Raw genomic sequence first — 24,397 nt, forward strand, 5'->3', positions numbered from 1 at the left:
CGAATGCCCAAACGCGGCCGCTCAGAACATGGAAGCCCGCGACGGCCAGCACCGGAACCTGGGAGAGCCCGACACTGATGTCCAGCCAGCACCAATAGCACGAGCGCGAGCTTCAGCCCGCTGCATGGGGCCTCGGGTAAGTCCCGATCATTTGATTAATCAAGTTAACTATTCTCCCGTTCGAACGACTCGCTTCCTCCGATTTCACGAGGGGGATCGGGCTGTGCGGGCTCGGAAACTAGTTAACAACTGGAGACAATCGAATGAGTTCCCCAATCCGGAGGCCGCTGCTGGCCTGTGTCGTCGCGGCGGCCGCCGCAAGCGGATGCGGAGGGAGCGACAGGGCGGCTTCCGCATTCACCCTGTTGCCGACACCAGCCCCGGCGCCCACTTCACCCCCGTCTGCGCCCCCGCCGTCGCCCGCGCCGGCACCCGTGGCACAGCCTGCGCTGCTCAACACGCCCGACGAGGCCGGCGGCTGTGCAGCGGTCGCGGCACTGGCGGCCGAGCTCTCGGCCGCGGGACGCACCGTGAGCATCACTTCGACCAAGATCGCGAAGACCACGGCGACCGACGCGAGCGGCAACCCGCAAAGCTACTGCGCGGTGGCCGGCACCATCAACGGCGGCCGCAAGGGCCTCCAGGCCGCGGGCCAGACCGACGCGATGTCGACCTATGCAATCGCGTTCCAGATCAACCTGCCGACGCGGTGGAACGGCCGCATGTTCATGAGCGGCGGCGGCGGCTCCGATGGCTCGGTGCCGGACACCACGGGCGCCATCAGCAACGGTGAAACCGTCCAGCCGCTGCTGTCGGGCTATGCCACCATCTCGAACGACAGCGGCCACAGCAACGCGACCAACAACGATCCGAACAACGCGGGCACGGCCTCCTTCGGACTCGACCCCGTGGCACGCGTCGATTTCGGCTACAACGCGATCGGCCAGACCAAGCAGCTCGCCAATCAGCTGGTCGCGCGCTACTACGCCAAGAAGCAGGACTACGCCTATTTCATGGGCTGCTCCGAAGGCGGACGCGAAGCGATGATGGTTTCGCAGCGCTTCGGCGACGAGTTCGACGGCGTGGTCGCCGGAGACCCCGGCTCGGATCTTCCGAAGGCCTGGCTCGCCGAAGCCTGGGACACGCAGCAATTCGCGGCTGCGGCGCAAGCGCAGGGCTTCCTGGAAACCACGGGCCCCGGCGCCTCGAACGCGACCCCCCTGATGAATGCGGCCTTCCAGCCCGCGCAATGGGCGGCCCTGCAGCAAGCGGTACTGGCGAAGTGCGATGCCGACGACGGGCTGGTCGACGGCATGATCAACAAGCGCTCCTGCACCTTCGATGTCAGCACCCTGGCCTGCGGCGCGCCGGGCGCACCAGGCGCGCCGGGCTGCCTCGTTCCGGCCCAGGTCACGGCCATGCAGAAGGTCATGGGCGGCGTGAAAAACAGCGCCGGCGACGCGCTCTACTCGGACTGGCCCTGGGACGCAGGCATCGGCGCCTTCGGATGGCAGATCTGGAAGACCGGATTCGGCTACCGCACGAGCGGCGCGAACGATGCGATCAACGCCACCCTCGGCGGCGGCGCGGGTCCGCTGATCTTCACCACCCCGCCCACACAGGGCCTGGCGACCGGCAACTCGCTGGTGCAGTTCCAACTGCGCTTCGACTGGGATGCCGACGCGCCGAAGATCAAGGCCACCGACGGAACCTACACCGAGTCGGCCTACAGCTTCATGGGCACGCACTCGACCGACATGTCCAAGCTCAAGGGCAAGGGCGGCAAGCTGATTCTTTATCACGGCACCAGCGACCCGGTCTTCTCTTTCAACTACACGGCCAAGTGGGTCGATTCGCTGGCCGGCAACACGGCGAACGGCACCGTGAAGGACTTCGTGCGGCTGTTCGCGGTGCCCGGCATGAACCACTGCTCGGGCGGCCCCGCCACCGATACCTTCCCGGTATTCAGCGCGGTGGTCGACTGGGTCGAGAAAGGCAAGGCGCCCGATCGCCTGATCGCGAGCTCGAAGCCCGGCAATCCCGACACCGCCGGCTGGACGCTGCCCGCGGGAGTGAGCTCGCGCGTGCGGCCCCTGTGCCCCTACCCGCAATACGCGCAGTACATCGGGACCACCGGCTCGGCGCCGGCGGCACTGCTGGAACAGAACGATCCCGGCAAGTTCGTCTGCGCCAACTGACGGCGGGCACTGCCGGCCGCGATGCGGTCGCCCGCCTGCCAGACGGGGTGCGATCGGTCCGGCCGGACCGCTACACTGGCCCTCTCCATGACGGCCCGCCCCCCTCCTTCTTCTTCCCATGAGCTCGCACGCCATCCCGACCGCAGCGGACTGGAAGACGAACGCATGCGCCGGCTGCTGGGCTACAGCCTCGTGCAGGCCACGATCCCCACGTCGACCCTCTACGAGAAGCACGTGGGCGAACCCTTCAACCTGCGGCGGGTCGAGTTCTCGCTGCTCGTGCTGGTCGACTCGAACAGCGATGTGACGCCCAAGCAGCTCGCGCGTGCGCTGTACGTCTCGATGCCTTATCTCACGATCACGCTCGATCGGCTCGAAGAACGCGGCCTGCTGAATCGCAGCCGCAGCGAGATCGATCGCCGCTCGGCGCACGTACGGCTCACGCGCAAGGGCAGCGATCTCGTCAAGAAGGCGGAGACCGTCGCGGCGAAGATGGAGGCCGATCTGCTGGCACACCTGACGCCCGGCGAGCGAGGGATGCTGTTCGAATTGCTCGAACGGGTGGCTGCGCACCGGCGGGTGTGAGCCCCGGGTTTCCCGCCGCTGCCTCTTCGTTCAGCTCACTGCCTTTGCCGCGAGCGCGCCCAGCGTGCGCAGGCCCTTCTCGATGCGCGCATCCCAGCCGTAGCCGCCGCTCAGGCGCATGCAGTGGGCATAGCGCCCGCTCGCCGAGAACACCACGCCGGGCGCGAAGCACACGCCCTTCTTCAGCGCCTGAGCGAACAGCGCCCGCGTGTCGAGCGCCTTGGGAAGTTCGAGCCACAGCACGAAATTGCCCGCTGGCCGAGTGATCCTGGTCCCCGGCGGAAAGGCTTGCTCGATCACGCGCGACATGTGCTCCAGCGTGTCGGCGAACTCGCGCTGCAAGCGGCGCAGGTGGCGGTCGTAGTCGCCGTTCGAGAGAAAGTCCGCAAGCGCAGCCTGCGTCAGCACCGGCGTGGCCAGCGTCGAGGCGAACTTGCTCTCGAGCACGCGTGCCATGTGGCGGCCCGGCACGATCCAGCCGATGCGATAGCCCGGCGCCAGCGTCTTCGAGAACGAACCGCAGTAGATGGTGTTGTCGTGGCGGTCGAGCGCGCTGAAGGGAATCGGGCGTTCCTCGCCGAAATGGATGTCGCCATAGACGTCGTCCTCGATCAGCGGCACGCGGTGCTTCGCGAGCAGGCGCAGCACCTCGCGGCGATTCTCGATCGGCATCGTGAAACCCAGCGGATTCTGGAAGCTCGAAGCCAGCACGCAGGCGCGCACCTGGCCCGCGGCAAGCACGTCGCGCAGTGAATCGATCACCACGCCGGTGCCGGCGTCGGTGGGCAGTTCCACCACCCGCAGGCCGCGCATGCGCAACACCTGCAGCAGGCCGAAGTAAGTCGGCGATTCGATGGCGACCGCATCGCCAGGCTCGGTGACCGCGTCGAGCGCGAGCGCCAACGCCTCGGTGCAGCCGCAGGTGATGGCGATGGCGTCAGGTGACAAAGCCTGTCCGAAGCGCATGGCACGGCGCGCGATTTCCATGCGCAGCGACAGTTCGCCGCGCGGCGGTGAGTAGGTGTTGAGCTGCGCGCCCTTCACACGCGCGGTGCGCGCGAGGATGCGGTCGAGCTTGGAGGAAGCAAGGATCCGCGCGCTAGGAATGGCGCAGCCCAGCGGCACGTAGGCCTCGTTCGATGCGTTCTCGAGCAGTTGCAGCATGAGGTTCGACACTGCCACCTTGGTCGGGCGCAGCGGCGGCCGCGTGGGTGCCGGCAGCGGCAGCGCCGGCGGTATCCGGGCCACGTAGTAGCCCGACTGCGGCCGCACCTCGAGCACGCCGCGGTCCTCGAGCAGCCGATAGGCCTGCACCGCGGTGCTCAGGCTGGTGCGGTGCTGCGCGCTGATCTCGCGCAGCGATGGCGCGCGGCTGCCCGCGGGCAGCGTGCCGCTCTCGACGAGGCCGGCGATGAAATCGGCCAGCTCTTCGTAGCGGAAGCGCGTGGCGGGCTGCGGATCGGCACCGCCGGCGGAATGTGTTTCGAGCGTCATGGCTTCAACTGTGCTGGTCGCAATTTCAGAAAACTGTGGCTGTTATCTTGAACCTGGAGCTTGCACCATCGAAGGCAGCTACACAAGACGGGTACGAGAAGCCATGGATCGATTTCCGGACAACGACATCATCTCGCTGGTCTCGAGCGCGCCGCGCCACGACCTGGCCGAGAGCGTGGGACCGAACCTCTGGCTCGGCGAACTGCTCGGCTCCAACCTGGCAGAGATCGGCGCGCTTCAGTTGGGCTACGGCACTGCGGCGGGCGGTGCGCAGCTGCGCACGCAGATCGCCGCGCGTCATGGCGTGGATGCCGACGATGTGGTCGTCACGGTCGGCGGCATGCATGCGCTGTTTCTCCTTGCTTTCACGCTCTGCGGGCCAGGCGACGAAGCGGTGATCGCCGAACCGGCCTTTCCGCTCGCGCGCAATACGCTCGGGGCGGTCGGCGCGACCGTGCGCTCGCTGCCGCTGAACTTCGACGCCGGCTACCGGATCGACCTCGAGGCGCTGCGCGCGCTGCTCTCGTCGAAGACCCGCATCGTGAGCCTCGCTTCGCCGCAGAATCCCTCGGGTGTCGCCATCCCGGCGTCGACGCTGCGCAAAGTGGCCGAGCTGATGCGCACGCATGCGCCCGATGCCTGGCTGATCGTCGACGAGACCTATCGCGAGGCGGCCTACGGCGACCACTCCACCTTGCCCAGCGCCAGTGCATTGGGGCCTCGGGTGGTCACGGTGGCATCGCTCTCCAAGTGCCATGGCGCCGCGGGGCTGCGCATCGGCTGGGCGATCGTGCGCGACGCGGCGCTGCGGCAAGCGCTGATCACGGCAAAGTTCAACACCGTGATCTCGTGCTCGCCACTGGACGAGGCACTGGCGGCCACGGTTCTGAAGCAAGGGGAGCACATCGTCGGCACGCGGCGGCGGCATCTCGCGCACAACCTGGGGACGCTCGAGGCCTGGGTCGGCCGCCACGCCGCGCGGATCGAATGGGTGCGTCCGGACGCCGGCGCGCTGTGCTGCGTGCGGCTGAAGCCGCAGGTGTATGACGATGCGGCGCTGCAGCGCTTTCAGGCGGCACTGCATGAACGCGGTGTTCGGCTGGCGCCGGGCCCCTGGTTCGGCGACCAGCCCCGTGTGTTCCGCCTCGGCTTCGGCCTGGCGACCAACGCCGAGCTCGCCGCCGCGCTGCACTGCGTGGGCCAGGCGCTGGAGTGGGCCGCGGCCTGAGGTCTTGCTCGGCAGGGGCCCGCCGTGCTATGGCTGCCTGGATTTATGCACTTTTCTTCTGAAATGCCACCCAGAAAGCAAACCCATCGCGATACCAAACCACGTCCCGGGGATGAGTGCGATCGCAAGCGTCGTCATCAACGGAACGGAAACAAGCAACCCGACGGGAACCATCACTACCGAGAAAAAGAAGATGGTTGATGCGCTGTAGGAAAGTACGAATAACGCCCCCCTGAAGGGGACGTGCTTCGTCTCGTCCCACAGACTGGGACACAACCAGGTTGCTACACCATCGAAGCTGAAAGGAGTCCAAGGAAGATCGATGTCCGGCTTCATAGGGGGCTGGCAGGTACCTTTGAATTCTTGTCCTGGCCGGGCTTCTTCTCGACTGCCGGCGCAAGACCGCACCGCGCCAAGAACTGGTTCATGGCACGGCGCGCTCTCACCACTTCATGCGCAGCCCGAGCGAGCCTTGCAGGGAAGTCTTCACATCCGTCGCGCCACCCGAGGCCCACAGCTTGCCGACTTCGCCGTAGATGCTGGTCGTCTGATTCAGCGCCAGGGTGAGGCCACCGGCCAGCTCGCTGACGGTGGAACCGGTGCGGCCCGTGACGTCGGTCGCGGCAGCGGGTCCGACGAAGCGGACCACGTCGGCACCACTGCTCGCCTTGTAGAGGTTGAAGCGGCCGTACGGTTGCAGCGTGCCGAGCGCCGTGGCCATCTCGCCCTTCAGGCGCACGCCGACGCGTGCAATCCAGCCGTCGTCACTGTCCTGCCGCACGTTCGCACCGGAGATCGCGATGTTGTCCAGGCCAAGGTGCTGGTGGATCAGCTGGAGCTGTGGCTCGATCTTCCAGCCGCTCTCGCCTAGCGCGAAGGCCTGGCCCACTTCGATGGACGCCATCAGGCTGTCGCCCTTGCCCGCGCCGCGCGAGGTCGACAACGGCTCGATGGTGTAGCGGTGCCGCCCAGCCTGCAGCACGGCATCGACATAGAAACCCGAATCGGCGGTCCAGGTGCCGTAGGCGCCCAGGTACTGGCTGCGCAGGTCGTTGGAACCGACGGCCAGGTTGGCGATGCCGCTGGCGAAGCCGTTGACCCTGACGCGGCCGTCGAGTTGGCCGACGTACACACCGGCACGCCAGTTCGAGGTGGCGAAGAGGTCGGTGCCGGCCTGGAAACCCTTGACGTTGCCCTTGCTGTGCGGGCTGACGGTGCCCTGCTGGCGGATGTCGATGTCCGTGGCGATCACACGGCCCCAGGCACGGCGCTCGGTGCCGGTCGATGCGGGGCCGCCGGCCTTGACGTCGTCGTCGCCGATGCGCTGGTGCAGGTTGCCGATCATGGCCAGGTCCATCTGGCGCACCTGGCTGGGCAACGCGGACAGCAGCGGGACTTCGGCGCGATAGGTTGGCACTTGCACGGTGATCGGGCCTGTAGTGCCGGTGCCGCCTGTGCTGCCGGTCGAGCCGTCCGCGCCTGTCGCTGGCGTTCCCGTCGATAGCGTCGCCGTGGTGGTCGAGCGCAGGTACCAGTTCTCGCCGGCACCGCTCGCGTCGGCGGCATGCAAGCGGTACTCGTAGGCGCCCGCATCGACGTGCCCGCCTGCGAGAGAGAAGGCGTCCTTCGTGGTCTGCGCGGTGGTGGTGGCACCGTTGCGCGCCGAGATCACCTCGATGCCGTTGCCCGTGGTCAGCGCGCCCAGGCCACCAAGTTGCGTGATCTGCACGCTGGTGCGGCCGCTGGCCGAGGCGCTCGCGCCGTCCAGTACCAGCCGGTCGCTCACGCTGCTGCTGTCGCCCAGGAAAGTGCCCAGCCGCAGCACGCCGTTGTTGCCGGCATAGGCGCCGGTGACGGTGAGCGTGGTGCCCGGTGCGGTGCCCACCAGCGAGACGGTGCCGCTGTTGGCGAGCGAGGCCACCGTCTGGCTGAAGCCCGCGAGGTCGAGCGTGGCACCGCTTTCCACCGTGTGTGCCGAGGCCGCACTGAAGGTGCCGCTCGCGCCTGCCCTCAGGGTGCCTTCGGCCACGTCGGTCGCGCCGGTATAGCTGTTGGCGCCCGAGAGCGTGAGGGTGCCGCTGCCCAGCTTGGTGATGAAGCCGCTGCCGCTGATGTTGCCGCTGAGCGCTGCGCTGAAGCTGCCGGTGTCGATGACCGGGTCTTCACTGCCGGTCAGCACGATGGCGTTGGCGAGGTTCAGGCCGTCGGCGGCGAAGCCGAGCGTGGTGCCGTTGTCCATTGCCAGCGCGCCGGTGCCCAGCGCCAGGCTGTTGCCGACGTTCAATCGGCCCTGCTTGAGCGCGGTGCCCCCGCTGTAGCTGTTGGCTGCGGTCAGCGTCGTGGCGCCGGCGCCCTCTTTCACGAGCGAGCCGGTGCCGCTGATCGTGCCCGACAGCGTGAGCGCGTTCGAGCGGTTGATGGCCAGCGTCGCGTTGTTCAGGATGTTGCCCACGATGCTGCCCGTGGTGCCGCCGTTGCCGAGCTGCAGCGTTCCCGCGGAAACAGTGGTGAGGCCCGTGAAGGTCTGGTCCCCGATCAGCGTGAGCGTGCCCGTGCCGGTCTTCTCGATGCCGCCCGTGCCGCTCAACAGGCCGCTGTAGGTTGCGTTGTCGGGCTGGGCAAAGCGCACGAGTCCGTTGTCGGTGATCGTCGCCGGCGCGAACTGCGCGCTGCTCTGCAGCACGCCGCCCGAGCCCACGGTCATGCTGCCTGCATAGGCGCTGTTGTCGGCGCCAAGGATCAGCGTTCCTCCCAGGACCGTGGTGCTCGTGATGCCCGCTGGTGCCAGCGCGACATTGAATTTCCAGGTGCCGCTGTTGTTGACCAGCGTTTCGAATCCGGTGAGAGACCGCGGCGCGAAAGTGTCGCTCGCGCCGTTGTCGCTGTTGAGCGTGAGCAGGTCGGCGCCCGCGCCACCGCTGATGTTGCCGGTGATCGTGGCTCCCGTGTACCAGCGCAGCACGTCGCTGCCGCCAGCGAAGGCGAGCGAGCCGACGAGGCTGCCCTTGTTGGTGAAATCGACCGCCATCGTGCCGCTGGCGCCGATGACGGTCGTCGTGGTCGAGTTCGTGCCGGCGCCGGCCACGATGCTGCCGGTGTTCACGACGGTGTTGGAACCACTGTTCGCCTGGAACCAGATCGCGGTATGGGCAGAGCTGATCGCGCCGTTGTTGGTGATGATGTTTCCGCTGCCCAGGGGGTTGATGGCTTCGGAGTTGCCACCTGAGCCGCTGGCGGCGACGGAGCCCCCTGCATCGATGGTGATCGTGCTGTTGTTGTTGACCTCGATCGTGTTCGCACCGATGCCCGGGTAAGGCGACGCGCCGCCACTGGCGGCATTGTTCTGAACGATCCCGCCGTTCTGGATCACGATGGCTGCCTGGTCGCCGACGCTGATGCCCGAGCTGTTGCCTGTATCGACCGTCGCGCCCGACGTGACCGTGACCGAGACGCCCGGCGTGGTCGCCGCGCCCGTACCTACCGTCGTGCCCTGGTTTCCCGTGCAATTGACTGCATTGGCATTCGTGTCCGTCGTACATGCGGCGGAGGCGGGCAAGGAAGCAGCCGCCAGCAAAGTGGCGGCTAGCAGGGCCACGCCCTGCGTGGCTGAGGTAGATCTTGCGTGGCCACGTCCCAATTCGGAAGCGACGGTCCAAAGGGCGAGTGCGTCGTTCCAGATGACGCGAAAAATCCGGTTCATAACCTGTCTGTCCTGGCAATGCGCTCCGCAAGAACTGCGAGCGCGGGCGCCGGTATTTCCGGTGCTCCATGCCTCCCTGTGCGAGCCGCGGACTCTAAATACAAACAATCGTAATTGGAGCTTTCGCCTCAGCCCGAATTATGCATTCCTCGTACAAACGCCAATTTATTCACGTTCGTTTTTATTGCATCCTGAATCGATCTCAAGATTGCATTGAAATATGAGAGACTGAATTTCATTTATCGTGTCAATTGGAAACAACGGGGTCCGGAGGGGCTGCCTTTTCGCTCCGCAAATAGCCCTTCGGCCAAATTGATGGATTTGATCAATCAACTGGTGCAGCCCTATAACCCCGCAAAACCGCCGATACGAGCGAGATTCTCATTTAACAAAGTTTGCTTCCATGACGATAGCCCACCGAGCCGACGCGATCGCAATAGTTGATGACGACCCCCGCGTGCGGCAATTGCTAGGCAGCTATCTTTCGCAAGAGGGATTCGAGGTATTCGAGGCCGAGAACGGTGCATCGCTCTCGTCGATCCTGCATCGCCGCGCGATTGACCTCATCGTGCTCGACCTGCTGCTGCCGGACGAGGACGGCTTTTCGATCTGCCAGCGGCTGCGAGCCAATGGCATCCGGGTTCCCATCATCATTCTCAGTGCGCAGGCGCAAGATACCGATCGAATTGCGGGATTGATGATGGGCGCGGACGACTATGTCCGCAAACCATTCAATCCCAGGGAAATACGAGCGCGTATCCAGGCAATTCTGCGGCGCAGCCCTCCGAGGGAGGAGCCGGGCGGTCCTTCGAGCAGAAACGAGGTGGTCCGGTTTGGTCCATTCGAATTCAACCTGGGCACCCGCACGCTTCGCAGGGACGGGCAAATCCTGGGCATCACAACCGTTCAGATCGCGATACTCAAGGTGCTGGTCCGCCATGCGGGGCAGCCGCTTTCGCGGGAAAAACTCGCTCAGGTAGCGCGTGGCCGCGAACTCGGCGCTTTCGAGCGCAGCCTGGATGTGCAAGTCTCCCGGCTTCGAAAGCTATTGCAGAACGGGCCGTCCTCTTACATCCTGACGGTGTGGGGCGTCGGGTATATGTTCGACCCCAGCGGCGAAGGCGGGGTTATTCGACCACCCGACCTGGACGCGAAGCTAGTTGGGCATCCAGCCATTGAGCACGTCGCCTGAACGCGCGGCACTGTGTTCGCGGGATCGAGAAGCAGTGCGGACATCGCGACGGTCTGGCCCCACCCCACCGGCAAACCACCGAAAGATGTTGGTCTGCTTTCCCCTTTCTTCGCCGAACCTGACGAAGAGAAAGCCCCGTTCTGCATTGCCCTGCGCGTCAACGGGAATGCCGGCAGCCCGAAGGGCAGTGACCTCTTCGCTGGCGTCCAGGTCGAATGGCAGTTTCAAGGTGATGGTCGCGCTGTGGATGGTCCGTCTCGGCATTGCTTCGCTTTCGCATGCTTGCAAGTGCCCGAGTTGACCTGAAAGGAGCCTCTCCAGGCATCCCGTATTTATAGGAGGTCCGCACGCGATTCGCGTGGGGCGGTCCTTGCTGGGCGGCCGGATCAGCCGGAGGCTTTCACGGCCTCGACCAAAAACCGCACAAAGGCTTTCCCGGCATCGGGCAGCGAGCGCCCCGCCATGGTCTCGATCTCGAGGTGGCGCTCGTTCATCTCGCGGTCCTTGAGCGGAATGGCGACCAGCGCCTTGCTCCGCAACAGCGTTCGCATCGACAGCGCGCCATAGAAAGCAACGCTGCCGCCGGCCGCCGCAAAGCTCAGCAGCGCACTCGCGTGGTTGCTGGACATGGCCTGCTCATAGCGCAAACCCTGCCGGATGCAGCTGGCGTCGAGCAGGCGCCGGATCGAGCTGTCTTCCTGCGGCAACCCCAGCGGGTACGCCACCACCTGGCGCAGCGACAACTGCCGCTGCATCGCCAGGGGGTGATCCCTCGCCATCACGGCCAGGATGGGGCTGGGGTGCCGCAGTTCGATCTCGATGCCGGGCTCGGGCACAGCGCTCAAGGTGATGCCCACGTCGGCTTCGCCGTCGCGCACGCGCCTGGAAATGTCGCCCAGCGAACAGACCTCGAGGTGAAAGCGGATGCCTTCGTGCTTTTGCCGGAACTGCGCGATCAGCGTCGGGATGAAGTCGAAGGCAAAACCCTCCGTGCTCGCCACGCGCACATGCCCGCTGCGCAAGCCGCGCAGGCCGGCGATGTCGTTGGTGACCCGCTCGATGTCCTGCTGCGCCCGCTTGGCGTGCGCGGCCAGCATCTCGCCGGCCGCGTTGGGCACCATGCCGCGCGCGTGGCGCTCGAACAGGAGCGTGTCGAGCTCACGCTCCAGCCGTGCCACCTGCCGGCTGACCGCCGAGGGCGCGACGTTGAGCTTGAGCGCGGCGTCCTTCACGGAACCGGTCTTCACAACCTCTAGAAAGTACCGGACCGCGGTTTCCTGCAAGGCGCGAATTGCCATGGATTTCCCGGTTGGTGCGGCCACAAGCGGCCTGCGTCGATTGCCGAATCGGCAATCGACAATTCTAAACATTGCGCTTGTAGCAGCGCCCCGCCACTCCTAGGATGAACTCATCCCCCTAGCTCCAGGAGTATCCCGATGAACCGTCTCCCGCTCATGGTCGGCACGGCGCTGCTGTCCTGCCTTGGTCTTGCACCGCTGGCCGCCCTCGCCGCGGACACGGGTTTCCCGTCGCGCCCCATCACGCTGGTGATTCCCTTCCCGCCCGGCGGCGCGACGGACGTCAACGGCCGGGTGATCGCACAGCGGCTCGGCAAGGAACTCGGCCAGCCCGTCGTCATCGAGAACCGCGCGGGCGCAGGCACGGTCGTCGGCGCAAGCTATGTGGCGAAAGCGCCCCCCGACGGCTACACGCTGCTGATCAGCTCGGGCTCCACATTCACCGTCAACCCGGCGATCCGCTCCAACCTGCCCTACGACCCCGTGAAGAGCTTCGAGCCGATCGGCATCGCGGGGCGCGTCGCGCTGATCCTGCTGGCCAACAGCGAGGTGCCGGTGCAGACGGTGAAGCAGTTCGTCGATTACGTGAAGGCCTCGCCGGGCAAATACTCGTACGGCTCCTTCGGCACCGGAACGACCGCCCAGTTCGCCGGCGAGACCATGCTGCATGCGACCGGCCTGAAAATGACGCACGTGCCCTACAAGGGCAGCGCCCCCGCAATGACCGACCTGATGGGCGGCCAGATCCCGTTCAGCATCGATACCGTGAGCGCGGCAATCCCCCAGCTCAAGAGCGGCAAGATCAAGGCCATTGCACTGACCACCGCGAAACGTTCCGCGCTGCTGCCCGACGTGCCCACCTTCGCCGAGAGCGGCTACGCCGGCATCGACATGGACTCGTGGCTGATGGTGGCGGGGCCGAAGGGCCTGCCCGCCGACGTCAAGGCCAAGCTCGAGAAGGCGCTGGCCGTGACCATCGCCGACCCCGACACGCGCACCAAGCTGCTGGGCCAGGGCCTGGAGCCGAGCTACAGCAACGCCGCCGCGGCGAGCGAGCTGATCACCCGTGAATTGCCCCTGATGCGCGCGGTTGCGGCGCGCGCCAACATCACTGCCGACTGATGAATCACATGAACACCGGCACGGAGCTCGTCGAGAAGTCCGCCGTCGAACTCCGCCGCCTCATCGGCAGCAAGGCGGTCTCGCCCGTCGAACTGCTGGAGGCGTGCATCGCGCGGATCGAGCGCGTGAACCCCTTCGTCAACGCGGTGACCGCCACCAGCTTCGAGCGCGCGCGCGCCGAGGCCAAGGCGGCGGAAAGCGCCGTCCTGCGCGGCGACACGCTCGGCCTGCTGCATGGCCTGCCGCTGGGCGTGAAAGACCTGGAGCCCACCGAGGGCCTGCTCACGACCTGGGGCTCGGCGATCTACCGCGACCACGTGCCGACGGAAGACATCGAGCTCGTGGCCCGGCTGCGCCGCGCGGGCGCCATCGTGGCGGGCAAGACCAACGTGCCCGAGATGGGCGCGGGCGCCAACTCGCGCAACGACGTGTGGGGTGCCACCGGCAACCCCTTCAACCCGAACCTGAATGCCGGCGGCTCGTCCGGCGGCTCGGCGGCCGCTCTGGCCTGCGACATGCTGCCCGTGTGCACGGGCTCCGACACCGGCGGCTCGCTGCGCATTCCCGCATCCAAGTGCGGCGTGGTGGGCTTCCGTCCCTCGCCGGGCGTCGTGCCGAGCGTGCGCAAGCCGCTGGGCTGGACGCCGATCTCGGTGGTCGGCCCGATGGGCCGCACGGTGGAAGACGCCTGCCTGCAGCTGGCGGCGTCCGCGGGCGCGAACGCCGGCGACCCGCTGAGCTATCCACTGGACCCGCAGTCATTTCTCGTGCCGGAGCGCGTCGACCTGGCCAACCTGCGCGTGGCGTGGACCGAGGACTTCGGCACCTGCGCGGTGGACGACGGCATCCGCGCCACCTTCCGCCGGAAGATCGAGGCCATGCGGCACCTGTTTCGCCGCTGCGACAAGGTCGAGTTCGACATGGGCGAAGCGCATCGCTGCTTCGACGTGCTGCGCGCCGAGGCCTTCGTGGCGGGCATGCAGGCAGCCTACGAGCGCGACCCGAACAGCCTGGGCCCCAACCCGCGCGCCAACTACGAGATGGGCGCACGCATGAGCCTGCTCGACAGCGCCTGGGCGCAGGCCGAGCAGACCCGGCTCCTCAAGCGCTTCCAGGCGACCTTCGCCGACTACGACCTGGTGCTGTCGCCGACCACGCCGGTCTCGCCCTTCCCGTGGACACAGCTGTACGCCGACACCATCAATGGCGAGACGCAGGCCAATTACTACCGCTGGCTCGCGCTGACCTACGTGGTCACGCTGACGACGCACCCGGCGATTTCGCTGCCCTGCGGCCTCGACCACGCAGGCATGCCGTTCGGGCTGCAGATCGTGGGCGGGTTCAGGGCCGACCACCAGGTGCTGGGTGCGGCGCATGCCATGGAGGCGGCGTTCTCCCCGGACGCGCAGCTGCGCCGTCCGCGCCCCGACCTGGCCTCGCTGCGCGCGGCCGTACCCGCGCTCACGTCGATCGTCAAGACGCCGCCGATCTTCGACAACCGCGCCGCGGGGTCCGCCGCTGTGTCGGTCGTCTGAGCGAAGGGGCCGCTCCCTGCACCCGCATCACGTAGCATCCGGCCATGAGCTACACCGTGAAACTGGTCGACTTTCCCGACGCCCCGGCCGACGTCATCGCCACCGCGGAGTCGCGCTTTCGCCGTGAACTCGACAAGCTGCTGGGCGACGGCGTCGAACCTGCGCTGAAGGCATTCGAGAACGCCAGCGAGTCCAGCGCCGACGAACTCACCAAGGACGAACTCGCACTGGCCGCCACCTGGGCCAAGGCCTACGAAGCCGCGAAGACCGCGGGCTTCCGTGCGCTGGGCGAAGCCGACGAGGCCTACTTCGAGATCCGCCTCGACTGACCTGCCGTCTTCTTTTGCAACGGCTCGGGAGCCGGCCTGCGGCTGCCACTGAACCCAGCAGACGAAACAGCCGCGCGGGAGGCGCCCGGCAGCTTCGCCACCCGCTCCGACAGAAAGTCCACCAGCACGCGCACCCGCAGCGGCAGTTGGCGACGCGGGGCATACAGCAGGTGCGCCTCCTGCGGCGGCCCGGTGTGCCGGCCCAGCACGCGCACCAGCCGGCCTTGCGCGAGCGGGTCGGCCACCATCCAGGTGGGCTGCAGCGAAATGCCTGCGCCGCCGAGCACGCTGTCGAGCAAAGCCACCGCGTTGTTCACACGGTAGCGGCTGCGCACCGGCACCGTGACGGAGCCTTCAGGGCCTTGCAGCAGCACGCCGTCGTCGCCTGACGCATAGCGCAGGTAGTCGTGCGCCAGCAGGTCCTGCGGCTTGCGCGGCCTGCCGCGCGCCGCGATGTAGTCGGGCGAGGCGACCAGCACGCGCGGCCACGTGCCCAGGTGGCGGGCAACGAGGTCGGGCGGCAAGGCGCCGCCGACGCGCAGCGACACGTCGATGCGCTCCTCCAGCGGATCGACGAAGCGGTCGTCGAGCACCAGCTCCAGTTCGATGTCCGGATACAGGCCCAGGAACTCCAGCGCCATCGCATTGAGATGCCGCTGCCCCATCGTCACCGGCGCGCTCATGCGCAGCAGGCCGCGCGGCTGCTGGATGCCTTCGCGTGCATCGGACACCGCGTCGCCGTAGTCCTCCAGCATGCGCCGTGCGCGCTCGTGAAATCGCTGCCCCTCCTCCGTCAGGCTCAGGCCGGCCGCCGTGCGCCGCAGCAGGCGCACCCCGAGCGAGCGCTCCAGTCCCGCGACCAGCTTGCTGACGGTCGGCTGCGTGGTGCCGAGCGCGCGGGCCGCGCCCGACAGGCTGCCCAGCTCCACGCTGTGCACGAAGGCTTCGAGGGCGCGCAGGGTGTCCATGGTGTATTCGAATATGGAATGGTCTGCATGCCATTCTGCCGTCTACCCATCCGGATACGCATGAAAGAAAGTCGAGTCCTGGCTTCACCGCTCATCGAAGGACTCTCATGACAACCCCGAAATTCGCATCGATCCTGCGCCACGGCACCCTCGCACTCACCCTGGCCGGCCTCGCTGCCGGCTCGGTGGCCGAACCGGCCGCCGCGCACTGGAGCCCCAGCTGGATGTCCAGCACGCAGCCGATCTGGAGCGGCGACTTCGTGCTGCCCACCGGCCTGCCGTTCCAGTTCAACCGGCAGACCGTGCGGCAGGTGGCGCGGCTGAGCATCGGTGGCTCGCGGCTGCGCGTGGCGATCAGCAACGAAGGCGGCACCACACCGCTGCACATCGGCGCGGCGCGCTTGGCGCGGCATGCCGAGGGCTCGGCGGTCGTCGAAGGCAGCGACCGGCCGCTGCGCTTCGGCGGGCAGACCGAAGTCACCATCCCGCCCGGCGCGCGGCTGGTCAGCGACCCGGTGGACATTGCCCTGCCTGCACTCGCCGAGGTGGCCGTGTCGCTCTACCTGCCGCAGCCCAGCCAGCCCGCGGGCTTTCATTTCGATGCACGCCAGACAGCCTATGTGGCCGACGGCGACCTGAGCGCGGCGCAGCGCCTGCCTGCCACGGCCACCGCGTGGAGCACCCGCGTCTACGTGAGCGGCCTCATGGTCGAGACGCAGCAGCCACCCATCACCGTCGTCACCCTCGGCGATTCGCTGACCGACGGCAACGGCTCCACGCCCGGCGCCAACACCCGCTGGCCCGACGCGCTGGCCGAGCGGCTGGCGGGCAGCAACGTCGCGGTGCTGAACGCCGGTATCTCCGGCGGCCGCCTGCTGAAGGACGGCATGGGCCGTGCCGGCCTGGAGCGCGCGGGCCGCGACGTGTTCAGCCAGCCCGGCGTGCGCGCCATGGTCGTGCTGCTGGGCACCAACGACATCGGCTGGCCCGGCGGCCCCTTCGCACCGGACGAGCCCGCGGTGAGCGCGCAAGCCGTCATCCAGGGCCTGCGGCAACTGGCCGAGATGGCCCATGCCCACAACGTGCGCATCATGGCCGGCACCATCGCGCCGACCGAGCGCGCGCTGGAAGGCACGCCGCTCGAAGGCCACTACTCGCCCGACAAGGACAAGGTGCGCCAGGCCGTGAACCGCTGGATTCGCGAGAGCAGGGTGTTCGACGCGGTAGTCGACTTCGATGCGCTGCTGCGCGACCCGGCCCGCCCCTCGCGGTTGAAGGCGGCAATGGACTCGGGCGACCACCTGCATCCGGGTGATGCCGGCTACAAGGCGATGGCGGCGGCCATCGACCTGGACGCCCTGCTCGGCGCACCCGTCCAGCCTTAGAGAGCAGCCTTCCTCAGGGCTTGCGAGCCCGGAAACATACTGTACACAAACACAGTATTTCCCTAGAATTCGTCGTCTCCGAGAACAACTTCAAGGCGACGACCATGACCACCGCCAATCCGCCTGCGCCCTCTGCGCAGGTTCTTTTTTTCTCCCGGCTGCACCCGTTGCAGGCCCGCTCCCGCTCTCGCACTGGCCGGATTTCGACCTGGCCCTTCAAGGTAGCCCGCGACAGGGACGACATTCGCGTCCAGGCGGCGCGCGTGATCCGCACGACGGCCGAGAATTGGTGGCCATCCGAATCCTGATGGAGGTGCGCAATGGCTGCTCGCAGACAGCTTCTCATCGGGCTTTTTCCCACCAGGGAAGTCCAGGTCGACATCGAGACTCACCGCAAGGACTGGTTGTGGCCCCGCGGCTGCTCCTTTCCGCCCCAGGAACGCCTGCACCTGACGCTTCAGTACCTCGACGACCAACAGGAAGACGCCGAGCAACGGCTGCGTGCCGCGCTCGCCGAAGTGTCGATGCAGCCGCTGGAGCTCACGCTCGACCGCTCATGCACCTGGTCGAACAATGTCTCGGTGATGCAGCTGTCCGAGCACGAAGGATTGCGACGCCTTCAGCGCGACATCACCCACGTGCTGCTGCGGGCCGGCTTTCCCCTTCTGGTTCACGTGTGGACACCGCACATCACGATCGCACGGCACTCGGAGCATGCCGCAGGGCCCACATTGCGGGCCCCGATCCGCTGGACGGCGACCGAATTCCGCCTGGTGCGCTCGCATTTCACGTCCCCGTTCCGCCACGAGCTGCTGGACTCCTATCCCCTGCACTGAACTGCGCAAGGAAACGGCTCAGATCAGCATGTCCTGCGCGTCGTCCTCGAAGCCCTCTACCGGCTGCGCCTTGGCCAGCGCAAGCCACACCGCAAACGGAATGCGATCGAACGCGCGATGCACGGCCGCGCGTGCCACCACGAGGCGATCGCCCTCGAGCACCATCACGCCGCACTCGGCCGGCACCTCCTCGGGCGTGGCGATGCAGCGGCCTTTCGCGTCGTTGCCCAGCACGTACCAGCACTCGCCGCCCAGGTCGAGGTAGGCCGCGCGCTTGTCGGGCTTGCGCAGGTCGCCCAGCAGGTCGGCGCGGCTCACCTTCACCTCGTGCACGATGGGGTGCGCATAGGCCTCGACGCTGGTATTGCGGATCGAGAACACATCGGGCCGCGCAACGCACCAGCGCGGCTTGCCGCCCTCTTCCAACGGCGGCAGGCGAGCCCGCAGGCCGAGGCCGCGCCACGCGACGCGGCCGCCGCGCGTCATCTCGCGCGCCACGCGCCCGACCAATGCCTCGTGCGGCGACAGCGCCGCGCGGTTGATGGTGAGCGTGGTGGCGATGCGCGCGATGCCGGCGTCGGTCACGCGCAGCGTCTCGTGGCCGTGCGGCGTGCGCACGCGCTCCAGATAACCGCCCGCCAGCAGTTCGACCTCGATGGCATCGCAGCAGGGCCACCCCGCGGATCGGTAGATCTCGCGCAGCCGCCGCGCATGCAGTTTTCCGAACGGCACCTCGCCGGTTCTCTGTATGGGCGGCGGAGGCTCCACCACGGGTGGCGGAAAACCGGGATCGGTGAACGGCGGCTCCGCGGGTGGCGGATCGCCCTCGGGCGGAAGTCCGGGCGGCGGTGGCGGCGGCACGGGTATGGGCACGTCGGGCGCGGGCGGCGGTGGGCCGATCGGCGTGTCGACGACGGAGTCAAGAGCGAGTGCGGACATGGGAGAAACAGGTTAGCGAAAAGTCGAGGGGTGCGCGAGGCATGGAACGATCGGTTGCATTCGCCCTTGCCCGTCAATGGAAGTCGCGGCTGGTGTTGCTCTGCGCGAGCCGGCCCATGAGCGGCGTCAGGTCCTTGAAACCGGTGGCGATCAGGTGCTGCACCTTGCCGCCGCTGTCGTCGTCACGCTGCCATGTGCCCTGCACCGCGAGCAGGTGCGACTTCAGCAGCGGCTCGCGCCAGGCTTCGATGACATGGCTCCAGACGATCACGTTGACGTTGCCGGTCTCGTCCTCCAGCGTGACGAAGATGGTGCCGTTGGCGGTTCCGGGCCGCTGGCGCCCCTTGACGATGCCGCAGGCGCGCACGGTCTGGCCGCTGGGCTGCGCGCGCAGTTGCTCCGCGCTCATGAGCTTCAAGCGCGCGAGGCGCGGGCGCAGCAGCGCGAGCGGATGGCGGCGCAGCGTGAGGCCGAGCGCCGCATAGTCGCCGACGATCTCCTCGCCCTCCGGCGCGGCCGGCAGCAGCAGCGCCTGTTCGTGGATCGGCACGCCCTTGAGCAGGGCCGGGGCGCGGCTCCCCATGCCACGGGTGGCGGTGGCGTCCCACACCTGCTGGCGCCGATGGCCCGAGAGCGACATCAGTGCATCGGCCGCGGCCAGCGCGGCCATGTCCTTGCCGTCGAGTTCAGCGCGCAGGGCAAGGTCTTCGGTGCTGGTGAAAGGCGCCTGCGCACGCGCCTCAAGCAGTCGCTTGGCGCCCTGCTCGCTGAGGCTCGAGATCCGTTTCAGGCCGAGCCGCACCGCGGGCTGGTTCTCGTTGCCCAGGCGATCAGCGTAGCGCGCATCGGTGCCCGTCGGCATGCGTGGCGCATCGAGCGCGCGGGCTTCGAGCGTGGTGTCCATCTCGCTCTTCGTGACGTCGACCGGACGCACTTCCACGCCATGGCGCCGCGCGTCCTGCACGAGCTGCGAGGGGCTGTAGAAGCCCATCGGCTGCGAATCGAGCAATGCCGCGAGGAAGCAGGCCGGCTCGTAGTTCTTGAGCCAGCTGCTGATCGTGACCAGCAGCGCGAAGCTGGCGGCGTGGCTTTCGGGGAAACCGTAGTCGCCGAAGCCCATGACCTGCTTGAAGATGGCTTCGGCGAAGCTGGCCTTGTAGCCGTTATCGACCATGCCATCCACGAGCTTGTCGTGAAACTTGCCCAGGCCGCCCTTGCGCTTCCACGCGGCCATGGCGCGGCGCAATTGATCGGCCTCGTCGGCAGTGAACTTGGCCGCGATCATCGCGATCTGCATCACCTGCTCCTGGAAGATCGGGATGCCCAGCGTGCGCTCCAGCGCGGGGCGAAGCTCTTCTTTCTCGTAGTGGATGGGCAGCTCGTTGCGCTTCCGCTCCCGCTGCTTGAGATACGGATGCACCATGCCGCCCTGTATCGGCCCCGGCCGCACGATGGCGACCTCGATCACGAGGTCTTCATAAGTGCGCGGCTTCAGGCGCGGCAGCATCGACATCTGCGCCCGGCTCTCGATCTGGAACACGCCGATGGTGTCGGCATCGCAGATCATGTCGAACACATTCTGGTCGTCGTTGGGGATGTGATGCATCTCGATCGCCGAGTTGCGCCAGCGGTTCATGTGGTCGAGTCCCCTGCGGATCGCGCTGAGCATGCCGAGCGCGAGCACGTCGACCTTGAGCATGCCCATGGCTTCGAGGTCGTCCTTCTCCCACTGAATGACGGAGCGGTCTTTCATCGAGGCCTTCTCGACCGGCACCAGCCGCGTGAGCTTCGTATGCGTGAGCACGAAGCCGCCCACGTGCTGGCTCAGGTGGCGCGGAAAGCCCTTGAGCCGCTGCGTCATCTCGATCCATTGCACCAGCTTGAGTTCGTCTTCCTCCACGCCCACGCGTGCGGCCGCCTGGCGCAGCTGCTCGCCGAGCACGGTGTCGTCGAACCAGTAGTGGTCTTTCGCGAACTCGTCGATCAGCCGCTCGTCGATGCCGATGGCCTTGCCCACATCGCGCAACGCGCTGCGCGAGCGGTAGCAGATGACGACGGCCGCGATGGCGGCGCGCTCGCGACCGTACTTCCTGTAGATGTACTGGATGACCTCTTCGCGCCGCTGGTGCTCGAAGTCGACGTCGATGTCGGGCGGCTCGCGGCGGTGGCGACTCAGGAAGCGCTCGAACAGCAGGTGGCCCTTCTCGGGGTTGATCGCGGTGATGCCCAGGCAATAGCAGACTGCGGAATTGGCCGACGACCCGCGCCCCTGGCAGAGGATGTGCTCCGAGCGCGCGAAGCGCACGATGTCTTCCACGGTGAGGAAGAACATCTCGTATTCGAGTTCGAGGATCAGGTCGAGCTCTTTCTGCACCTGCGCCCGCACCACGTCGGGAACGCCCTGGGGATAGCGGACCTGCGCGCCCTCCCACGTCTTTCGCACCAGCGTCTGCGCCGGTGTTTCATGGCTGCCCACGCTTTCCAGCGGGTACTTGTAGTTTTCGCGGATCACCTCGGGATCGAAGCTGCACCGACCGGCCACCACCAGCGTGTTCGCCAGCATCTGCGGCAGGTAGAGATCGGCCAGCCGCATGCGCGGGCGCAGGTGCCGTTCGGCATTCGGCTGCAGCGCAAAGCCGCATTCGGCCACGGTCCGGCCTTCGCGCACGGCCGTCAGCACGTCGTGCAGCGGCTTGCACGAACGCGCATGCATGTGCACGTCGCCGGCCGCCACCAGCGGCACGCCGGCCTCTTCGCCCGCCTGCATCAGCGTGACGAACCAGAGGTCGTCGTCGAGTTCGTTGAACAGCTCCACGGCCAGCCAGAGATTCGCGCCATACAGCGCCCTGGCGGCCGACAGGTCTTCGTGCAGCGTCGCCGTGTCCATCGCGCCGCCGGGGTTGCGCTGCGGTACGAAAAGAACCTGGCAGTCCTGCAGCGAGGCCACGTCGCTGTCTTCCCAGCTCACGCGGTACTCGCCCTTGGGCAGTTCGGTGTTGCGTGCGGCGGTGATGAACTCGCAGAGATTGCCCCAGCCTTCGGTGCCGTTCGCGATCACCACGAGCCTGAAGCGCTCGAACTGGAACTCGCTGCCGAACAGCAGGCGGAAACCGGGATTGCGCGGAATCGGCGGCTCATCGGGATGTTCGCGCTCGTACTCGTCCAGCTTCGCAGGCAGGTCGCGCAGGGCCACATGCGCGCGCACGATGCCCGCCACCGAGCATTCGTCGGTGATGGCCAAGGCCGTGTAGCCGAGCTGGTAGGCGCGCTCCACCATTTCCTCCGGCGTCGAGGCGCCGCGCTGGAAGCTGAAGTGGGTGAGGCAATGCAGCTCGGCGTAGTCGGGCAGCGTGAATGTGGGCTTCCCGCGCAGCGGCAAGGGCAGCGCATGCACCTTCGCCGAGTTGCGTCCACGCAGTTGCTTGCCGCTCAGGTCAGGCATAGAACCCCTGCAGGTACCAGCGCACCTCGCCGGACGAAAAACGGGCGGAGGGCCGCTCGCGGAAGATCCACACCAGGCCGGCTTCGGGGCTTTCGGCGACGTAGTAGTCGCGCATGGCAGGCTGGCCGCCGTCTTCCTTGTCGCCCCACCAGCCGGCCTCGACACGCTGCGGCCCGATCAGCCTGCTCAGCGGGCCGCGGTAGCACGGGCGCTCGCCGTCCATCTCGAGCAGCAGCGGTTCGGGCAACAGCCACGGCGGATAGATGGCATCGGGCTGCGAGGCTGCGGCTTTTTCGTCCTTGCGGGCCTTGGCGGGCGCGTTCTCCTTCTGCAGCGCGGGGCGCCATGCCTGCTTGCGCTCGGGCCGGTGATCGGCCTGCGCCGCCGGCACCACCACCTGCTGCGCTCCGAGCCGCACGCTGAGCCGCTCGACCATCTCGTGCAGCCTGTCGCCCTTGCGGTTGTCCTCCGGCAGGAAGCTGGTGCTGGCGCCGGCCCACGGATCGGTTTCGAGCGTGCGCAGCCTGAGCCAGCTCGCGGGCGCGGCCAGCGTGGTGAGGGCGAGCTTTTCCGACAGCAGGCGGCGCAGGTGCGCCATGTCCTGCGTGGGCTCGGCCGTGCGCACGGTGACCTGCTGGTGCGGCGGCAGGTTCACGCCGTTGAAGCGCTTGAGGTCGAGCGTCCACTGCAGCTCGAGCGCGCGCGCACCGCGCTGGCGGGCGCGCAGCCAGATCTGCAGGGCCGACAGCAGCCGGTTGGCCGACCACATGAGTTCGGGCGCAGTCTCGGCCAGCGCGGGCAGCTCGAGCTTCTGCTCGAACACGTCGGGCAGCGTGAGCCAGGCATGGCTTTCGGGGCGCAGGCCCCAGGCGGCGTCGAGCGCCTCGCGCAAGCCAGTGCCGAAGCGCCGCGTGAGGCCGCCGCGCGGCAGTGCCGCCACATCGCCCCAGGTGCGGCAGCCCAGGCGCGCGAGCAGGTCGAGGTGCTCACGCGCGGCGCTCAGGGTGTCGAGCGGCAGGCCGGCCGGAATGTCCTGGGGCCTGTTCTCGTCGCGCTCGAACAGGCGCAGCCGCGCCAGCGCGATCAGGCTCGTGGCGCCCTGCGCGCCCAGCATGCGCACATCGGGCGCGGGGTTGGAGGCGACCAGCTGGCGCATCAGCTGCAGCCGCCCGCCCCACAGGCGCTCGCAGGCGGAGACTTCGAGCATCAGCGCCTCGTCCTGCCAGGCGACGTGCGGGGTGTACTGCAGCGCCCACCAGCCCAGCGATTCGGGCGTAGGCAGCGCGGGAACGTCGGGCGTGTCGGCGTCAGGCAACCACTGCAAGGCGATCCAGTGCATCCGGGCCTCCTCCTTTCCACGCGTCGATGCGCACCACGGTCGCCGAAGACGCTGCCGTCTCGCCGGCCGGCACCGTGCCCGACTGCTGCAACCGCAACTTGCGCCGCAGCCGGGCGGCGGCCAGCAGCGCGGCCATGCGTTCGTTGCGCGCCGGCAGCATCACCGGCGCGGCCAGCGGCGGGCCGCGGCGCTTGAGGATGTGCAGCTCGATCTGCGACGCATCCGATTCGCAGCGCCCGGCGCGGATGCGCAGCCGCGCCGGCGAGGCCGACAGCGCGGCCGATTCGGGCCGGCACACGAACAGCAGCACCTCGTGCTGCGCGGCCGCCAGCTGCAACCGCCGCAATTCGCCCACCCGCGCCTGCGGCAGCCAGGCCACGACGGCGGCGATGTCCGCGCAGCGCAGCGCCTGCTCGCAGGCCCACAGCCGCGCGGCCGGAGCCTCGCTCCTGACCCACATCAGCGCTTCCACCGGCAGCCCCTGCGCCGCGAGCGACGGCCCGCAGGGTTCATAAGGCGCGCCGACCAGCACCACCGGCCCGCCGCGCGCCTGCACCGCCTGCGCCAGCGCGGGCAGCAGCAGCCGCCAGACATGGGCCTCGGGTGCGCCCTGCAGCAGTTCCGTCATCGCGCCCACCGGCCAGCCGCCGCCCGGCAGCTGCGCATCGAGCGCGGCGTGGCCGGTAGCGGCGACCTGCGCGTCGGCAAGGCCGAGTTCGTCGGCATGCCAGACGCCGCGGCCCGCGGCAGCGGAAAAGGAGTCGAGGAAAGGGAGGCCCATGGTGAAGACTGTTAACTGTATTTTTA

Annotated in this window: 20 protein-coding genes; 10 read left to right on the top strand and 10 right to left on the bottom strand. The window is 67.7% G+C overall.

Annotated features, from left to right (window positions below):
- The first annotated feature begins 434 nt into the window (after window positions 1-434).
- Window positions 435-2,198, top strand: coding sequence for a tannase/feruloyl esterase family alpha/beta hydrolase (locus ACCD11_RS02075; protein ID WP_413312079.1), 1,764 nt, complete (start codon window positions 435-437; stop codon window positions 2,196-2,198).
- An 87-nt stretch (window positions 2,199-2,285) separates the two neighbouring features.
- The gene (locus ACCD11_RS02080) at window positions 2,286-2,783 is read left to right on the top strand and encodes a MarR family winged helix-turn-helix transcriptional regulator (RefSeq protein WP_413312081.1); all 498 of its coding nucleotides are present in this window, start codon (window positions 2,286-2,288) and stop codon (window positions 2,781-2,783) included.
- Between the two features lie 30 nt (window positions 2,784-2,813).
- On the opposite strand, the gene ACCD11_RS02085 is transcribed toward ACCD11_RS02080, so the two are convergent.
- Window positions 2,814-4,277: a PLP-dependent aminotransferase family protein gene (locus ACCD11_RS02085; protein WP_413312083.1), complete on the bottom strand. Its 1,464-nt coding sequence runs from the start codon at window positions 4,275-4,277 to the stop codon at window positions 2,814-2,816.
- 103 nt (window positions 4,278-4,380) lie between these two features.
- On the opposite strand from ACCD11_RS02085, the gene ACCD11_RS02090 reads away from it, so the two are divergent.
- A complete protein-coding gene (locus ACCD11_RS02090) occupies window positions 4,381-5,505 on the top strand; it encodes a pyridoxal phosphate-dependent aminotransferase (RefSeq protein ID WP_413312085.1) in 1,125 nt (374 codons plus the stop codon).
- Between the two features lie 27 nt (window positions 5,506-5,532).
- On the opposite strand, the gene ACCD11_RS02095 is transcribed toward ACCD11_RS02090, so the two are convergent.
- Both ACCD11_RS02095 and ACCD11_RS02100 read right to left on the bottom strand, forming a co-directional pair.
- Window positions 5,533-5,841 carry a hypothetical protein gene (locus ACCD11_RS02095; protein WP_413312086.1) on the bottom strand — a complete coding sequence of 103 codons (309 nt, stop codon included), beginning with the start codon at window positions 5,839-5,841 and terminating at the stop codon, window positions 5,533-5,535.
- 106 nt (window positions 5,842-5,947) lie between these two features.
- Window positions 5,948-9,205, bottom strand: coding sequence for an autotransporter outer membrane beta-barrel domain-containing protein (locus ACCD11_RS02100; protein WP_413312088.1), 3,258 nt, complete (start codon window positions 9,203-9,205; stop codon window positions 5,948-5,950).
- A gap of 403 nt (window positions 9,206-9,608) precedes the next feature.
- Here ACCD11_RS02100 and ACCD11_RS02105 point away from each other — a divergent pair, with 403 nt between their 5' ends.
- Window positions 9,609-10,397 carry a response regulator gene (locus tag ACCD11_RS02105; RefSeq protein WP_007834690.1) on the top strand — a complete coding sequence of 263 codons (789 nt, stop codon included), beginning with the start codon at window positions 9,609-9,611 and terminating at the stop codon, window positions 10,395-10,397.
- Here the strand turns inward: ACCD11_RS02105 and ACCD11_RS02110 are convergent.
- Window positions 10,362-10,625, bottom strand: a complete 264-nt coding sequence (locus ACCD11_RS02110; protein WP_413312089.1) for a hypothetical protein — start codon at window positions 10,623-10,625, stop codon at window positions 10,362-10,364. The two genes, ACCD11_RS02105 and ACCD11_RS02110, sit on opposite strands and share 36 nt — an antisense overlap.
- Window positions 10,626-10,783: 158 nt before the next feature.
- Window positions 10,784-11,695: a LysR family transcriptional regulator gene (locus tag ACCD11_RS02115; protein WP_413312091.1), complete on the bottom strand. Its 912-nt coding sequence runs from the start codon at window positions 11,693-11,695 to the stop codon at window positions 10,784-10,786.
- A gap of 138 nt (window positions 11,696-11,833) precedes the next feature.
- Between ACCD11_RS02115 and ACCD11_RS02120 the strand changes: the two genes are divergently transcribed.
- The 3 genes from ACCD11_RS02120 to ACCD11_RS02130 are packed head-to-tail and all read left to right on the top strand — an operon-like array spanning window position 11,834 to window position 14,681.
- Entirely contained in the window at window positions 11,834-12,817 is a 984-nt protein-coding gene (locus ACCD11_RS02120) for a Bug family tripartite tricarboxylate transporter substrate binding protein (RefSeq protein ID WP_413312093.1), read from the top strand.
- Between the two features lie 8 nt (window positions 12,818-12,825).
- Window positions 12,826-14,352: an amidase gene (locus ACCD11_RS02125; protein ID WP_413312220.1), complete on the top strand. Its 1,527-nt coding sequence runs from the start codon at window positions 12,826-12,828 to the stop codon at window positions 14,350-14,352.
- Window positions 14,353-14,396: 44 nt separating this feature from the next.
- Window positions 14,397-14,681: a hypothetical protein gene (locus ACCD11_RS02130; RefSeq protein WP_007834682.1), complete on the top strand. Its 285-nt coding sequence runs from the start codon at window positions 14,397-14,399 to the stop codon at window positions 14,679-14,681.
- Here ACCD11_RS02130 and ACCD11_RS02135 read toward each other — a convergent pair.
- A complete protein-coding gene (locus ACCD11_RS02135; protein ID WP_413312094.1) occupies window positions 14,657-15,649 on the bottom strand; it encodes a LysR substrate-binding domain-containing protein in 993 nt (330 codons plus the stop codon). The two genes, ACCD11_RS02130 and ACCD11_RS02135, sit on opposite strands and share 25 nt — an antisense overlap.
- A gap of 107 nt (window positions 15,650-15,756) precedes the next feature.
- On the opposite strand from ACCD11_RS02135, the gene ACCD11_RS02140 reads away from it, so the two are divergent.
- The 3 genes from ACCD11_RS02140 (at window position 15,757) to thpR (ending at window position 17,870) form a co-directional block, all read left to right on the top strand.
- Complete coding sequence (locus ACCD11_RS02140) at window positions 15,757-17,034, top strand: SGNH/GDSL hydrolase family protein (protein ID WP_413312096.1); 1,278 nt, start codon at window positions 15,757-15,759, stop codon at window positions 17,032-17,034.
- A gap of 104 nt (window positions 17,035-17,138) precedes the next feature.
- On the top strand, window positions 17,139-17,342 hold the full coding sequence (locus ACCD11_RS02145; RefSeq protein ID WP_056592037.1) for a hypothetical protein: 204 nt from the start codon (window positions 17,139-17,141) through the stop codon (window positions 17,340-17,342).
- Window positions 17,343-17,354: 12 nt separating this feature from the next.
- The gene (gene thpR / locus ACCD11_RS02150) at window positions 17,355-17,870 is read left to right on the top strand and encodes an RNA 2',3'-cyclic phosphodiesterase (RefSeq protein WP_007834677.1); all 516 of its coding nucleotides are present in this window, start codon (window positions 17,355-17,357) and stop codon (window positions 17,868-17,870) included.
- 18 nt (window positions 17,871-17,888) lie between these two features.
- Here thpR and ACCD11_RS02155 read toward each other — a convergent pair whose 3' ends face one another.
- The 4 genes from ACCD11_RS02155 to imuA form a co-directional block, all read right to left on the bottom strand.
- On the bottom strand, window positions 17,889-18,809 hold the full coding sequence (locus tag ACCD11_RS02155) for a hypothetical protein (protein WP_413312098.1): 921 nt from the start codon (window positions 18,807-18,809) through the stop codon (window positions 17,889-17,891).
- Between the two features lie 73 nt (window positions 18,810-18,882).
- Window positions 18,883-22,251: an error-prone DNA polymerase gene (locus ACCD11_RS02160; protein ID WP_413312099.1), complete on the bottom strand. Its 3,369-nt coding sequence runs from the start codon at window positions 22,249-22,251 to the stop codon at window positions 18,883-18,885.
- Window positions 22,244-23,590, bottom strand: coding sequence for a Y-family DNA polymerase (locus tag ACCD11_RS02165; protein ID WP_413312100.1), 1,347 nt, complete (start codon window positions 23,588-23,590; stop codon window positions 22,244-22,246). Before ACCD11_RS02165 ends, ACCD11_RS02160 begins: the two co-directional genes overlap by 8 nt.
- Window positions 23,559-24,371 carry a translesion DNA synthesis-associated protein ImuA gene (gene imuA / locus ACCD11_RS02170; protein WP_413312102.1) on the bottom strand — a complete coding sequence of 271 codons (813 nt, stop codon included), beginning with the start codon at window positions 24,369-24,371 and terminating at the stop codon, window positions 23,559-23,561. The genes ACCD11_RS02165 and imuA overlap by 32 nt, the downstream gene beginning before the upstream one ends.
- Window positions 24,372-24,397: the final 26 nt, after the last annotated feature.

Origin of the sequence: Variovorax sp. Varisp36, assembly GCF_047304235.1 — a bacterium.
Classification (GTDB): domain Bacteria; phylum Pseudomonadota; class Gammaproteobacteria; order Burkholderiales; family Burkholderiaceae_C; genus Variovorax.

Coding starts and splice junctions, on each gene's coding strand:
- ACCD11_RS02080 (WP_413312081.1), top strand. CDS start 2,286: ATGACGGCCCGCCCCCCTCCTTCTTCTTCCCATGAGCTCGCACGCCAT.
- ACCD11_RS02085 (WP_413312083.1), bottom strand. CDS start 4,277: ATGACGCTCGAAACACATTCCGCCGGCGGTGCCGATCCGCAGCCCGCC.
- ACCD11_RS02090 (WP_413312085.1), top strand. CDS start 4,381: ATGGATCGATTTCCGGACAACGACATCATCTCGCTGGTCTCGAGCGCG.
- ACCD11_RS02095 (WP_413312086.1), bottom strand. CDS start 5,841: ATGAAGCCGGACATCGATCTTCCTTGGACTCCTTTCAGCTTCGATGGT.
- ACCD11_RS02100 (WP_413312088.1), bottom strand. CDS start 9,205: ATGAACCGGATTTTTCGCGTCATCTGGAACGACGCACTCGCCCTTTGG.
- ACCD11_RS02105 (WP_007834690.1), top strand. CDS start 9,609: ATGACGATAGCCCACCGAGCCGACGCGATCGCAATAGTTGATGACGAC.
- ACCD11_RS02115 (WP_413312091.1), bottom strand. CDS start 11,695: ATGGCAATTCGCGCCTTGCAGGAAACCGCGGTCCGGTACTTTCTAGAG.
- ACCD11_RS02120 (WP_413312093.1), top strand. CDS start 11,834: ATGAACCGTCTCCCGCTCATGGTCGGCACGGCGCTGCTGTCCTGCCTT.
- ACCD11_RS02125 (WP_413312220.1), top strand. CDS start 12,826: ATGAACACCGGCACGGAGCTCGTCGAGAAGTCCGCCGTCGAACTCCGC.
- ACCD11_RS02130 (WP_007834682.1), top strand. CDS start 14,397: ATGAGCTACACCGTGAAACTGGTCGACTTTCCCGACGCCCCGGCCGAC.
- ACCD11_RS02135 (WP_413312094.1), bottom strand. CDS start 15,649: ATGGACACCCTGCGCGCCCTCGAAGCCTTCGTGCACAGCGTGGAGCTG.
- ACCD11_RS02140 (WP_413312096.1), top strand. CDS start 15,757: ATGACAACCCCGAAATTCGCATCGATCCTGCGCCACGGCACCCTCGCA.
- ACCD11_RS02145 (WP_056592037.1), top strand. CDS start 17,139: ATGACCACCGCCAATCCGCCTGCGCCCTCTGCGCAGGTTCTTTTTTTC.
- thpR (WP_007834677.1), top strand. CDS start 17,355: ATGGCTGCTCGCAGACAGCTTCTCATCGGGCTTTTTCCCACCAGGGAA.
- ACCD11_RS02155 (WP_413312098.1), bottom strand. CDS start 18,809: ATGTCCGCACTCGCTCTTGACTCCGTCGTCGACACGCCGATCGGCCCA.
- ACCD11_RS02160 (WP_413312099.1), bottom strand. CDS start 22,251: ATGCCTGACCTGAGCGGCAAGCAACTGCGTGGACGCAACTCGGCGAAG.
- ACCD11_RS02165 (WP_413312100.1), bottom strand. CDS start 23,590: ATGCACTGGATCGCCTTGCAGTGGTTGCCTGACGCCGACACGCCCGAC.
- imuA (WP_413312102.1), bottom strand. CDS start 24,371: ATGGGCCTCCCTTTCCTCGACTCCTTTTCCGCTGCCGCGGGCCGCGGC.